Here is a 12,520-nt window from a genome sequence, read left to right as displayed (position 1 = left end):
GGGAATGCCTCCTCCACCGTTCTAGTTGCATAGTACAACTTGAAAAGGAAGTTGTATAAGCCAACCTTCGGAGGTCGCGTCCGATGAGGTCACCGGCACTGCGCCATGTGCTCACGCACCTGATCACCCCCCTGCTGATGTGCATCGGCATGGGGCTCGCCTACATGGGGGCCTTCGTGACCCCGGAGCCGCACCACCTGCCCGTCGCCGTCGTCGGCGCCGGTCCCGAGGCCAAGGTGTTCGCGCAGACCGTCAAGGACACAGCCGGGGACCGGCTCGACGTCCGCACGGTCGCCACCCGCTCCGCCGCCGTCGGCCTGCTGAAGTCCCGGAACGTCACCGGCGCCTACGTGCCGAGCGCCAAGGCTCCCGAACTCCTGGTCGCCAGTGCCGCCTCCGACATGGGCGCGACCGCCGTCGAGAAGGTCTTCACGCCGGTCGCCGCGCAGGAGGGGGCCCCGCTGAAGGTCACCGACGTGGCCGCACCGGTCCCGGACGACCCCACCGGGCAGGGCCTGTTCTTCCTGCTGATCGCCCTCAGCATCGGCTCCTACGCCTCGGTCGCCGCCCTCGGCGCCGCGGGCGCCGCGCTCCCGATGCGGGTCCGGGCGCTGCTCGCGCTCGGTGTCTCCGCCGTGGTCAGCGGCATCGGGGCGCTGCTCGCGGGGCCCGTGTTCCACCTCGCCCACCACGGACTCGCGGGCGTGTGGGGCATGGCGTGGGTGTACTCGGCGGGCATCGTCTTCCTCGGTGTCGGCCTGCACACCTTCCTCAAGCGGTGGACCACGCTGGCCATGATGGTGCTGTTCGTGATGCTCAACTTCACCAGTTCCGGTGGCCTGTTCCGGCCCGAGCTGCAGAACGGCTTCTTCGGCACCCTGCACGCGTTCTGGAACGGCGCCGGGTTCGTGGAGGGCGTCCGCAGCCTGCTGTACTTCGGTGACGACGGGCTCGGCCGTGACGTGTGGACGCTCGTCGGCTGGCTGGTCGCGGGCCTGGCGGTGACCGCGATCGCGGCCGCCTTCGAGCGGGCCGGGCACCGGGCGCCCAAGCATGCGGCCGCCGACCCCCACACGGCCCCGGGCGCCTCGACCACCCGGGACAGGACCGAAGCCGCCGAGCCGCGCCCGTCGGGGGCCGAGGAAGAGGTCGAGGAGACCGTCGGTGTCTGAGCGTGCCCGGCGTACCGTTCCCGGTCAGCGCGCCGCACCTCGGTTCCCGCTCGACGCGATGGTCACGACCCGCGCCCACGCGGGCGGCCCGTCCGGCCGGTACCGGGGACGGTCCTCGGACCCGGCCCGGTACGGCGGCTCCCGGTGGAACAGCCCCACCACCGTTCGGCACGGCGGCCGCTCGTCCGGCCACGGTGTCCGGCCGTCGGTCAGCACCACCACCACGTCGGGCCGCGCCCGCAGCGCCCGGGTGAACCCCGTCCGCAGATCCGTCCCGCCACCGCCCACCAGCAAGATCCCCTCCGCACGGCACAACGGGTGCACGGCCCGGGCCGCCGCGTCGCAGGACACCACGGTGACCAGGTCCAGGCGGCCGCCCAGGGCACGGGAGATCGCGGTGACCTCCAGCAGCGCGCTGCCCAGTTCGGCGTCGCTGACCGACCCCGAGGTGTCGACCACCACGCAGACCCTCGGCGGTCGGCGCCGCAGGCTCGGCAGGACGGCACCGGGCACGGCGGTCGAGCGCCGCGCCGGGCGGCCGTAGCCGTAGTCGTCGCCGGAGCCCGCACCCGAGGACGCCGAGCGGACCGCCGCGCCCAGCAGCTCCCGCCAGGGCTGCGGCGGATGGAACACCTCCTCGGCCCACCGCCGCCACCCCTCCGGCACGCTCCCCGGCCGCCCGGTGATGCCCCGCGCCACCCGGAAGCGCACCGCGTCCCGCTCCTGCTCGCTGAGCCCGTGGGCGCCGTCCGGCCCGAGGTCCCAGCCGCGCTCCAGCCCGTCGGCGCCGCTGCCGCAGTCCAGCCAGGCCAGGCCCTCCGTGCCCGGACCCAGCCGGAACTGACGCAGGTAGTCCTCCATCAGCTCGCCCTCGCGCAGCCCGAGGTCCTCGGGCAGCACCGCGCCTTCGGGCCGGACCAGTCCGTCGCCGTACACGTCGTCGTTGATCTCGAGGTCGGCGGCGATGTTCATCCGCAGCCGTTCCCCGACGCCGGTCAGCCCGCGTTCCCGGGCGACCCGGTCGCCGCGCCCGTGGTGGTCGCGCAGCAGGTGCGTCACCTCGTGCACCCAGACCCCGGCCAGGTCCTCCACGGGCGTGCGGTCCACGAAGGCCGGCGAGACATAGCACCGCCAGTGCCGGTCGACGGCCATCGTCGGCACCTGCCGCGACTCCACCGTGTGCAGCGCGAACAGCGCCGTCGCCAGATAGGGCCGGGCCCGCGCCGCCTGGAGCCGGGCGGCGAAGAGCTTGCCGAGGTCCAGCGCCCCCGACGCCCCGGCCGTCATCGGGCCGCCCCGGTCGCGGCCGAGGCGCGGCGGGCCGCCCGGTCGGCGCGCCGCGAGAGCGACACCACGCCCGCGAGCCGCTCGATCGCCGCCGGTACGTCCCAGGTCTCGCGGCGCAGCGAGGCCAGGGTGGTGGCGGGGACCACCACCACGTCCGGCGCCCCGGTCTCCATCGCCCGGACCAGCAGCGTCCACGCCGCGTCCCAGCGGGCCCGCTCCGGCCGTCGGCGGACCGCGTCCACCACGCCGTCCAGCGCGGCCTGCCGCAGATCCCCGCGCTCGGGCAGCTCGGCACCGGCCGGGTCGGCCAGCAGGGTCTCGGGATCCGGCAGGTCCATCCGGTCCAGGCTCACCAGCAACTCCAGCCCCGGCCCGTCCCCGACCGTACCCCTGACCAGCAGGGACAGCACCTCCCGGGAGGCACCGGCGGCGGTCGCGAACGCGATCAGACGCAGGGTCATCTCCCAGCTCCTGGGCGACGGCCAGGCCCCGCCCCGGCGGGTCTCACCGCTCGGCAGCCGGTGCACGAGTGTGGGGCGCACGGAGAGGAACCCGCACACCGCGCGCCGGGCCAGGTCCACGGCCTCCGGCAGCTTGCCGGGGTCGAGCCGGGGCAGCGTGGCCCTGGGCCAGGTCCCGCCCAGGCCGCGTACGACGACGTCGTGGTCGTGGGTCCACTGCAGATGCACGAACCGGTTGGCCAGGGGCGGGCTCAGCTCCCAGCCGTCGGCCGCCGAGGAGCGGGGGTTGGCGGCGGCCACGATCCGGACGCCGGGCGGCAGCCGCAGCGCGCCGATCCGCCGCTCCAGCACCAGCCGCAGCAGCGCCGCCTGGACGGCCGGGGGAGCGGTGGACAGCTCGTCGAGGAACAGCAGCCCGCGCCCCGCCCGGACCAGCCGCACCGCCCAGTCCGGCGGCGCCAACGGCACGCCCTGCTCCGCCGGGTCGTCCCCGACGACGGGCAGTCCCGAGAAGTCGGACGGCTCGTGGACGCTGGCGATCACGGTGGTCAGCGGCAGCTCGAGGGCGTCCGCGAGCTGGTTCAGCGCGGCCGTCTTGCCGATGCCGGGCTCGCCCCACAGCAGTACGGGCAGATCGGCCGCCACGGCCAGGGTCAGCGCCTCGAGCCGGGTGTCGGGGCGAGGTTCGGTGCGCGTGTCGCCCAGCAGCGCCAGCAGGTCGGCGGCGACGTCGAGGCGCGAAGGGGCGTCGGAAGGGGCAACGGGAGTGTATGCAGACATGAGGGATCACCTGAGGGTGTGAGAAGGCTTCAATGGGGTTGGCTGCTTCAGCGGTTGGTCGCGTTGCGCGGGCGGCGGCGTGCGTCACCGGCACGGCGGCGGGCCGGGCCGTGGGGCTCGCCGGTGCCGAGGGGCGCGTGCCCGGGGCCGATGAGCCCCGCCCGGTAGAGGCCGTACGTGATCCGGCGCTCCGCGGCGGCCTCCAGGGCGTCCCGCAGGGCACCGTCCCGCAGCAGCGCCTCGGGGCCGAGCAGGCCCTCGACCACGGCCAGCGCGCCTGCGGTGTCGCCGTGGGCCAGGCGTTCGCGGACCCCGGCGAGGCAGTCCGGCGCCCGGTGTGCCCGGTCGATGGCTTCCAGACAGGGCAGCGGCGGCCCGCCGAACGCCCGCAGCAGCTCCTCGCGGCGTACTTCGTCGGGGGCGTGGTCCAGCGGAGCCAGGACGCCGTCGACCAGGCCGATGCGGTGCGTGGCGCCCCGGCACGCCACGAGCCGCGCGTCGTCCGCCGGGTCCGGGGCGCGGGGCGGCCGGGGCACATGGCCGGGTACGAGCGCGGCGGCGACCAGCGGGTGCAGCCGGTCCGGCCCGAGCAGCCCGGCACCGAGCAGCTCCAGGTCGGGCAGCACCCGGGTCGCCGCGTCGGGCAGCACGGGCAGCGCGCAGAAGCCACCCACCGGGGTGCCGGTGACCACCCGCAACCCGAGCGCGCCGCCCCGACCGCCTTCGACGGACCCCGGCCGGACGGATTCCTGCCCCCCGGCCGCGACCGCCCGCCCGCGCCGCAGGGCTCGAATCCGGCCGTCCGGGTGGTCTTCCGCTCGCCCTTCCCGCCCGGGGCGCCGGGGTCCGCCTTCCGCCCGGCTGTCCTGCCCGGGGCGGTGTGGTCGGCCTTCGGTCCGGTCCTGCGCCCGGCTGTCCTGTGCAGGGGCGTGCGGTCGGCCTTCCGCCCGGCTTCTGCGGTCGGGGCCGTACCCGCGTCGATCTTCGGCCCGGTCCGTCCGCCCAGAGCCACCGCCCCCGTCCCGTACCAGCTCCAGGACCAGTCGGCGTCCGCCCCCCAGCCGTACGGCGAAGGGGCCGGTGTCGCGTCCCTCGGCGTGGAGCAGGACGGCCGCCTCCGCCGCCCACCGGCCCACGGCGTGGCCGCCGCCCGGCGGGAGCAGCCCCAGTGGGTCGTGGTCCGGTGGTACGGCAGCGTCGGCCCCCGAGCGGTGGCGCAGCTCGCCGGCCAGGTCCGCGTCCCACAGGTGGCGGTGCAGGTCGAGCCGGTAGCGGCGGTTGGGGCGCGGATGCGGATGGCGGCCGGACGCGGTCCGGTCACCGTCCCAGAGGGCGAGGCCGATGCGCTGGCCGGCGTCCGCCCAGGCTGGTGGCGTGCGGACCACGAGGTGCACCGGACGGGCCCGCCCGGGTCTGTGGTAGCGGGCCAGCGTGAGGGTGAGCCCGGGACGGAGCAGCCCGTCGGGCGCGATCCTCGGCAGGTGCCAGCGCAGCAGGTCGGGAGCGAGCCGTCGGAGGTCGGCGCGGATCCGGGCCGCGAGCTCACGGCCATGGACGCGGGCCACGGTGCGCAGGTCCAGGTCGACGTCGACACCGGCGGCGGCGCACGCCCCCGCCCAGTCCCCGGCCGTACGGCGGGCCGTCGCGGCCTCGATCATGGACGGCGGCACGGCGAACTCGCGCACGCGCCGCCACAGGAGGAGTCGGGAGTCCCCGTACGCGGTCTGAGTGAGCATCAGCACTCACCTTGCGCGGACGGGACCCCCAATCTGTCAGCAGAGCGAGTGGTCATCGCGGCGATCGTAACGGGCGGGTCCGGGCCGCGCCAGGGAGTTTTCCCGAACTCGGCGGGGACGGCGGCCGGTCCGGGCGCTGGGGTATGGTGGCCGTCCGGCCGCGGACGGTGCGCGGCCCCTGGCCGTTCGAGGAGGTGAGACCCATTACCGCTGTGTCTGCTCGGGTGCTCTCTCCTCGTGACGGCCTTCTGTGACCGCGCGGCCCACCGGCACCGGTGCCCGCGAGAGCGCCCTTCGGCTTCCCCCTTCCGAAAGGCCCTCGACCTCCATGCCATCCATGCCCCCGCTCACCTCGTCCGCCGTCGTCGCCGCGCTGCGCGCCGCGGGGTGCGTCTTCGCCGAGGACGAGGCGGAGTTGCTCCTCGCCACCGCCCGTACCCCCGGGGAACTGGCCGCGATGGTGGACCGGCGCGCCGCCGGGCTCCCGCTCGAACACGTCCTCGGCTGGGCCCGCTTCCACGGTCTGCGCATCGCCGTCGGACCGGGCGTCTTCGTGCCGCGCCGCCGTACCGAGTTCCTGGTCGACCAGGCGCTGGCCCAGGCCCCGGACGCGAGGGTCGTCGTCGATCTGTGCTGCGGCTCCGGAGCGCTCGGCGCCGCCCTGGCCGCCGCACTCGGCCCGGTCGAGGTGCACGCCGCCGACATCGACCCGGTCGCGGTGCGCTGCGCCCGCCGCAACCTCGCTCCCCATGGCGGCCGGGCCCACGCCGGTGACCTGTTCGAGGCGCTGCCGCCCGGGCTGCGGGGCCGCGTCGGCATCCTCACGGCGAACGTGCCGTACGTCCCGACCGGTGAGGTGGCGCTGCTGCCCGCCGAGGCCCGCGACCACGAGCCGCTGGTGGCGCTCGACGGCGGCGCGGACGGCCTCGACGTGCTGCGCCGGGTGGCCGCGGCGGCACCCGACTGGCTCGCGCCCGGCGGCTGCCTGCTGACCGAGACCAGCGAACGCCAGGCCGGCGCCGCCCTGGAGGCCTTCCGCGGCGCCGGTCTGACGGCCCGTCTGGCCGTGTCGGAGGAGCGCTGCGCGCACGTGGTCATCGGCGTGCGCGAAGCGGACGCTACGGCAGCTCCTGCGCCCGGGCGATGAGCAGGGCCACGTCGTCGTGGTTGGCGGGGTGGTGCAGCGTCCGCAGGAGCAGGTCGCAGGTCTCCTCCAGCCCGCGGGCCGGGTCGTCCAGCAGGGAGAGCAGGAAGTCCAGGCGCTCGTCCAGCGAGTGGTAGCGGGTCTCGACCAGTCCGTCGGTGTAGAACACCAGCTCGTCGCCGGGCTCGAAGTCGACGGTGACCGTGGAGAACTCCACCCCGCCGACGCCCAGCGGCACCCCGGTCGGCAGGTCGAGCAGCTCCGGCGGCCGCCCCGGGCGGACCCGGGCCGGCGGCAGATGGCCGGCGTTGGCGATCCGGCACTGGCGCAACTGCGGGTCGTGGACGGCGTACACGCAGGTCGCGATCGAGTGGTCCAGGGCCGAGGTCGTCTTGTCCAGGTGCTCCAGCAGCAGCGCCGGGTCCAGGCCCAGCGGGGCCAGCGTGGTGGTCGCGGTGCGCAGCCGGCCCATGGTGGCGGCCGCGCTGATGCCGCTGCCCATCACATCGCCCACCACCAGCGCCGTCCGGCCGCCCTCCAGCGGGATGACGTCGAACCAGTCGCCGCCGACCTCACTGGTGGCGCCCGCCGGCTGATAGCGGGAGGCCACCTCCAGGCCGGTGGTCACCGGCGGATGGCTGGGCAGCAGGCTGCGCTGCAGGGTGAGCGCGGTGTTGCGGGCGTTCTGGTACCAGCGGGCGTTGTCGATCTGCACTGCGGCGCGGGCCGCCAGCTCCCGGGCCAGCAGGACGTCGTCCTCGTCGAAGGGCGCCGGATTGCGGGTCCGCTTCAGGTCCAGGGCGCCCAGCACCTCGCCGCGGGCGATCAGCGGCACCGCGAGGTACGAGTGCAGGCCCGCGCGGCCCAGCAGCACGGCTGCCTCCGGTGACCGGGCGATGCGCGGCAGGTCCTCGTCCTTGACCCGCGGCACCAGCACCGCCTCGCCCGTGCGCACGCACTCGGTGACCAGCCGGTCCGCCGCGTACAGGGCGATCTGGCCGGGGGAGTCGGCGGCCCGTACGGCGTCCGTGCCGTCCTGCGGGCGCACCGCGAGTGCCCGGATCATCGCCGACTCCGCCGGGCCGAGCGTGCTGGGCCGGCCCTCCACCACCGCGTCCAGCAGGTCCACGGCGGCCACGTCGGCCAGCTCCGGCACCGCGACCTCGGCCAGCTCGCAGGCGGTCCGCTCCAGCTCCAGCGTCGTACCGATCCGGGCGGAGGCGTCGGCGATCACCGCCAGCCGGCGCCGCGCGGCCTCCGCCTCGACGGAGGCCCGGTGCTGCTCGGTGATGTCGGCCAGGGAGACCGCGGCGCCGAGCACGTTGCCCATCGCGTCCTCGAGCCGGTACAGCGAGAGCGACCAGGTGTGGTCCCGGTCCGGGTCGGCCGGGGTGCGGCCGACGAGGGGCTCGTCGATCACCGGGGTGCCGGTGTCCAGGACCCGCCGGGCGGTGGCCGCCAGGGTGTCGGTGTCCAGCAGCGGCAGCACCTCGCGGATGGTCCGGCCCGTGTGCTCGGCCGCCGGGACCCCGATGATGCTCTCGAGCGCCGGGTTCACCGTGACGAACCGCAGCCGGGTGTCCAGGACCGCCAGCCCCATCGGTGCCTGTTTCACCATCCGCTCAGACAGCGCCACGTCCTGCTCCAGGCGCCGCACGGTCGACTGGTCGGCGGCCAGCCCCAGGGCGTAGACGTCGCCCCGGTCGTCCAGCAGCCGCATGTTGCGGAACTCCACCACTCGGGTGCTGCCGTCCTTGCGGCGGATCGGGAATCCGCCGGCCCAGCTCTGACCGGTGCGCATCACGTCGGCGAACAGCTCGCCGACCAGCTCAAGGTGCTGTTCGTGCACCATCAGCCGGGCGGCGTACTGGCCCAGCGCCTCCTTGGCGGTGTACCCGAACAACTCCTCGGCCTGGGGGCTCCACAGCACGATGCGGCCGTCGGTGTCCAGCACCACCGACGCCACGCCCAGCACGTCGAGCAGCCCGCCCGGCCGCACCGGCCCGCGCACGGGCTCCCCGCCCTCCGTCACCGGAGCCCCGGCGTCCCTCATGCCACGCACCGCCTTCGCCCGTTCGCACGGCACGCCCTGGTCCCCTGTGCCGACTCCCCTTGTTGTACCGCGCTCACACCCGACTCTCCGACGCCTTCGCCACCTGTCTCCACCATCTCTCAACACGGCGGCGGACGTCCGCCGAAGTCACCGGGCCGGCGGCACGCGGGGTGCCGAGGACGCCTTCCGGGGCCGTGCGGGACCGTCCCCGGGCGCGGCGGTGTTCACGCCCATGTTGCTCCATTGGTCTGTACATGACCACCCGGGCGGGCCAGACTGTCCGCCGACCGAGTGCCTCCACCCCCCCCGCCCGAGGAGTCGCCACCCATGCCCGTGCCCGCGTCCGCCCGGCAGCGCTGTCACACGGTCCTCGCCGGACTGCTCACCCTGGCCACCGCCGCCGTCGTCTCCCTCGCCGCACCCGCGCCGGCCTCGGCGGCGGGCACCTGGACCGAGACCGGCTCCGACCGCGCCGACCCGCTGACCGAGAGCCAGGGGCTGACCTCGGTGGAGGTCCCGGCGAACAGCCCCAACCGGTACACCGGCATCGGCACCATCCCCCTCGGCGTCTCGAGCCGCGGCTGGAACCACGTCGGCGACCCCGACGCCTCGTACAACGGCTACTACATCGAGCCCTACCAGCGGGACTCCGGCAACTCGAAGATGTTCCGCGTGCAGGCGCCCGGCGGCGGCTGGTCGGAGTACGTCCACACGCTCAGCCCCGGCGAGGCCCTGAACAACTCCTGGGCCGCCGTCTCGCCCGACGGCCAGTGGATGCTGTCCGGCGAGTGGGGCACGATGAACCGCCTCCTGGTCTTCCCGACGCCCGGTGTCAACGCGAGCACCTCGCCCTCGGCGAACCTCCCGCAGGTCTCCGACGTCCGCCTCGACCACGCCGTCCGTGACGTGCAGGGCTGCGACTTCTCCGGCCCCACGACCCTGCTGTGCTCCTCCGACGACCCCGACGGCTCCCTGTTCGGCATGACCAAGCCGCTGCTCGAGATCGACCTGTCGGCCGCCCCGAACGGCACCGCGGACGTCTCCGGCCATGTCACCGCCCTGCGCCAGCTGCCGCTGCGCAGCGCCTGCTCGGGCAGTTTCGAGGCGGAGGGCATCGACTACGACCGCCGCACCGGCATCCTGCGCGTCATCGTCATCTCCCCGGGCTTCTGCGTGCTGACGGACAGCAAGACGTACAAGTTCGCGCGCGGCTGAGGTGTGCGCGCCGGCCGGTGGTGCTTTCCTGAGGATGGACGCGGCTGTGCGGGGTACCCCGTTCCACCGCAGCGCGGCCATGAAAGGAGCGATCATGGAGAACACGGAGCGGTCGCACCCGGAAACCGTCTCGGTGGAGATCAGTGGCTACTCCAAGGACGACGCCCGCCTCGTCTTCGAGGCGCTCGGTCGCTGCTTCGCGACCGACCGGGGCCCCGAGGAGGTTCCGCAACAGCTCCACGAGACCCGTCCGATGGTGTGGCTCGGCACGTACGACGTGGCGGACGCCCGTGAGCAGGGCTGCCCGCCGGTGCACCTCGACGCCCCCGTCGACGCGGACGTCCAGGGCGGCTACTGGGCCGTCGGCCGGTTCCGCTCCACCCTGGACTCGATGTTCACCGTCCACGAGACGTCGGCCTCCGGCGACCAGGAGCGCGACCTGCACCTCCGGCTGGAGAGCCGCTGATCCAGTGCCCCGACGCCCCGGCCGGCCCGCCCGCCGGGGCGTCGTCGCGTCCGTGCGCCGGGCGGGTGGTCACCGTGGCCGGGCTCACGTGCCGACGTTTGTGCAACTAGTTGCACAACCGGGTGCGCGTCCTCTACAACAAGAGGCGACCGCACCCTGCACGGAGGGCCCGATGAGCCGTTACCCGCACCTGTTGTCCCCGCTCGACCTCGGATTCACCACGCTGCCCAACCGCGTGCTGATGGGATCCATGCACGTCGGTCTGGAGGAGGCCGAGCGCGGGTTCGAGCGGATGGCGGCGTTCTACGCGGCCCGCGCGCGCGGGGGAGTGGGGCTCATCGTCACGGGCGGCATCGCGCCCAACGAGGAGGGACGACCCTACGAGGGCGGGGCCAAGCTCACCACCGAGGCGGAGGCCGAGCAGCACCGGGGCATCACCGAGGCGGTGCACCGCGAGGGCGGCCGGATCGCGATGCAGCTCCTGCACTTCGGCCGGTACGCCTACCACCAGGACCTCGTCGCCCCGAGCGCGCTGCAGGCGCCGATCAGCCCCTTCGTGCCGCGCGAGCTGACCGACGCCGACGTCGAACGCACCATCGACGACTACGCCCGCGCCGCCCGCCTCGCCCAGCAGGCCGGCTACGACGGCGTGGAGATCATGGGCTCCGAGGGCTACCTCATCAACGAGTTCATCGCCGCGCAGACCAACCACCGCCAGGACCGCTGGGGCGGCTCCTACGAGAACCGGATGCGCCTGCCCGTCGAGATCGTCCGGCGCGTGCGCGAGGCCGTCGGCGAGAACTTCATCATCATCTACCGGCTCTCCATGCTCGACCTGGTCCCCGGCGGGTCCTCCCTGGAGGAGGTCGTCACCCTCGCCAAGGCCGTCGAGGCGGCCGGCGCCACCATCATCAACACCGGTATCGGCTGGCACGAGGCCCGCATCCCCACCATCGCCACCTCCGTGCCGCGCGGCGCCTACACCTGGGTCACCAAGAAACTCATGGGCGAGGTGTCCGTGCCCCTGGTGACCACCAACCGCATCAACACCCCCGAACTCGCCGAGGAGTTGCTGGCCGGCGGTCACGCCGACATGGTCTCCATGGCCCGCCCGATGCTCGCCGACCCCGACTTCGTCGCCAAGGCCGCCGCCGGCACCCCGGAGGCCATCAACACCTGCATCGGCTGCAACCAGGCCTGCCTGGACCACACTTTCAGCGGGAAGATCACGTCCTGCCTCGTCAACCCGCGCGCCTGCCACGAGACCGAGCTGGTTCTCTCCCCGACCCGGCTCCGCAAGCGCGTCGCGGTCGTCGGTGCCGGCCCCGCCGGACTCGCCTGCGCGGTCTCCGCCGCCGAACGCGGGCACTCCGTCACCCTGTTCGACGCCGCGAGCGAGACCGGCGGCCAGCTCAACGTCGCCCGCAAGGTCCCCGGCAAGCAGGAGTTCGACGAGACGCTGCGCTACTTCCGCCACCAGCTCGACGCCCACGGCGTCGACGTCCGCCTGAACACCTGGGTGAGCGCCGAGGACCTGGACGGCTACGACGAGATCGTCGTCGCCACCGGCGTCTCCCCGCGCACCCCCGACATCCCCGGCGTGGACCACCCCCGCGTCCTCGGCTACCTGGACGTCCTGCAGGGCGGCGCGCCCGTCGGCGACCGCGTCGCCGTCCTCGGCGCCGGCGGCATCGGCTTCGACGTCGCCGAGTACCTCACCGACGGCGGCGACAAGGCGAGCGAGGACCCGGCGACGTACTTCCGCCACTGGGGCGTCGACATGGACTACGCGGCACCGGGCGGCCTCACCGCCCCCGAGCGGCCCGCGCCGCCCCGCACGGTCCACCTGCTGCAGCGCAAGACCTCCAAGGTCGGCGCCGGACTGGGCAAGACCACCGGCTGGATCCACCGCACCGAACTGAAGCACCGAGGCGTCATCATGGTCCCGGGCGTGCGCTACGACCGGATCGACGACGCCGGCCTGCACATCACCGTCGGCGAGGAGAGCACCGTCCTCGAGGTCGACACGGTGGTGCTGTGCACCGGGCAGGAGCCGCGCCGCGACCTGTACGAGGAGCTGGTCGCCGCCGGCCGCAGCGCCCACCTGATCGGCGGCGCCGACGTCGCGGCCGAACTGGACGCCAAGCGGGCGATCAAGCAGGGCACGGAGGTGGCCGCGGCCCTGTAGGGGCCGTACGCCGCCTCC

Annotated in this window: 9 protein-coding genes; 5 read left to right on the top strand and 4 right to left on the bottom strand. The window is 74.5% G+C overall.

Features of this window, described 5'->3' with window-relative positions:
- Positions 1–83: 83 nt before the first annotated feature.
- Complete coding sequence (locus ACZ404_RS10625) at positions 84–1,172, top strand: ABC-2 transporter permease (protein WP_468438065.1); 1,089 nt, start codon at positions 84–86, stop codon at positions 1,170–1,172.
- Positions 1,173–1,196: 24 nt separating this feature from the next.
- Here the strand turns inward: ACZ404_RS10625 and ACZ404_RS10620 are convergent, their stop codons facing one another.
- The 3 genes from ACZ404_RS10620 to ACZ404_RS10610 are packed head-to-tail and all read right to left on the bottom strand — an operon-like array spanning position 1,197 to position 5,436.
- Positions 1,197–2,459, bottom strand: coding sequence for a vWA domain-containing protein (locus ACZ404_RS10620; protein WP_468438063.1), 1,263 nt, complete (start codon positions 2,457–2,459; stop codon positions 1,197–1,199).
- Entirely contained in the window at positions 2,456–3,700 is a 1,245-nt protein-coding gene (locus ACZ404_RS10615) for an AAA family ATPase (protein WP_468438061.1), read from the bottom strand. Before ACZ404_RS10615 ends, ACZ404_RS10620 begins: the two co-directional genes overlap by 4 nt.
- A gap of 47 nt (positions 3,701–3,747) precedes the next feature.
- Positions 3,748–5,436, bottom strand: a complete 1,689-nt coding sequence (locus ACZ404_RS10610; protein WP_468438059.1) for a hypothetical protein — start codon at positions 5,434–5,436, stop codon at positions 3,748–3,750.
- 337 nt (positions 5,437–5,773) lie between these two features.
- Between ACZ404_RS10610 and ACZ404_RS10605 the strand changes: the two genes are divergently transcribed.
- A complete protein-coding gene (locus ACZ404_RS10605) occupies positions 5,774–6,583 on the top strand; it encodes a putative protein N(5)-glutamine methyltransferase (protein WP_468438057.1) in 810 nt (269 codons plus the stop codon).
- On the opposite strand, the gene ACZ404_RS10600 is transcribed toward ACZ404_RS10605, so the two are convergent.
- The gene (locus tag ACZ404_RS10600) at positions 6,555–8,633 is read right to left on the bottom strand and encodes a SpoIIE family protein phosphatase (protein ID WP_468438055.1); all 2,079 of its coding nucleotides are present in this window, start codon (positions 8,631–8,633) and stop codon (positions 6,555–6,557) included. The two genes, ACZ404_RS10605 and ACZ404_RS10600, sit on opposite strands and share 29 nt — an antisense overlap.
- 333 nt (positions 8,634–8,966) lie before the next feature.
- On the opposite strand from ACZ404_RS10600, the gene ACZ404_RS10595 reads away from it, so the two are divergent.
- The 3 genes from ACZ404_RS10595 to ACZ404_RS10585 all read left to right on the top strand — a co-directional run bounded on the left by ACZ404_RS10595 (position 8,967) and on the right by ACZ404_RS10585 (position 12,502).
- Positions 8,967–9,848, top strand: coding sequence for a hypothetical protein (locus ACZ404_RS10595; protein ID WP_468438154.1), 882 nt, complete (start codon positions 8,967–8,969; stop codon positions 9,846–9,848).
- Positions 9,849–9,942: 94 nt separating this feature from the next.
- The gene (locus ACZ404_RS10590; RefSeq protein WP_468438053.1) at positions 9,943–10,314 is read left to right on the top strand and encodes a hypothetical protein; all 372 of its coding nucleotides are present in this window, start codon (positions 9,943–9,945) and stop codon (positions 10,312–10,314) included.
- 172 nt (positions 10,315–10,486) lie between these two features.
- A complete protein-coding gene (locus tag ACZ404_RS10585) occupies positions 10,487–12,502 on the top strand; it encodes an FAD-dependent oxidoreductase (RefSeq protein ID WP_468438051.1) in 2,016 nt (671 codons plus the stop codon).
- Positions 12,503–12,520 lie beyond the last annotated feature (18 nt).

The sequence above is a fragment of the Streptomyces sp. NPDC030798 genome (genome assembly GCF_055572275.1).
The sequence above is the reverse complement of the archived record's forward strand: the minus strand, read 5'-3'. Positions and strand labels throughout refer to the sequence as shown.

Excerpts from the sequence above, each read along its gene's own strand:
- ACZ404_RS10625 (WP_468438065.1), top strand. The coding sequence starts at position 84 with ATGAGGTCACCGGCACTGCGCCATGTGCTCACGCACCTGATCACCCCC.
- ACZ404_RS10585 (WP_468438051.1), top strand. The coding sequence starts at position 10,487 with ATGAGCCGTTACCCGCACCTGTTGTCCCCGCTCGACCTCGGATTCACC.
- ACZ404_RS10620 (WP_468438063.1), bottom strand. The coding sequence starts at position 2,459 with ATGACGGCCGGGGCGTCGGGGGCGCTGGACCTCGGCAAGCTCTTCGCC.
- ACZ404_RS10615 (WP_468438061.1), bottom strand. The coding sequence starts at position 3,700 with ATGTCTGCATACACTCCCGTTGCCCCTTCCGACGCCCCTTCGCGCCTC.
- ACZ404_RS10610 (WP_468438059.1), bottom strand. The coding sequence starts at position 5,436 with ATGCTCACTCAGACCGCGTACGGGGACTCCCGACTCCTCCTGTGGCGG.
- ACZ404_RS10600 (WP_468438055.1), bottom strand. The coding sequence starts at position 8,633 with ATGAGGGACGCCGGGGCTCCGGTGACGGAGGGCGGGGAGCCCGTGCGC.
- ACZ404_RS10605 (WP_468438057.1), top strand. The coding sequence starts at position 5,774 with ATGCCCCCGCTCACCTCGTCCGCCGTCGTCGCCGCGCTGCGCGCCGCG.
- ACZ404_RS10590 (WP_468438053.1), top strand. The coding sequence starts at position 9,943 with ATGGAGAACACGGAGCGGTCGCACCCGGAAACCGTCTCGGTGGAGATC.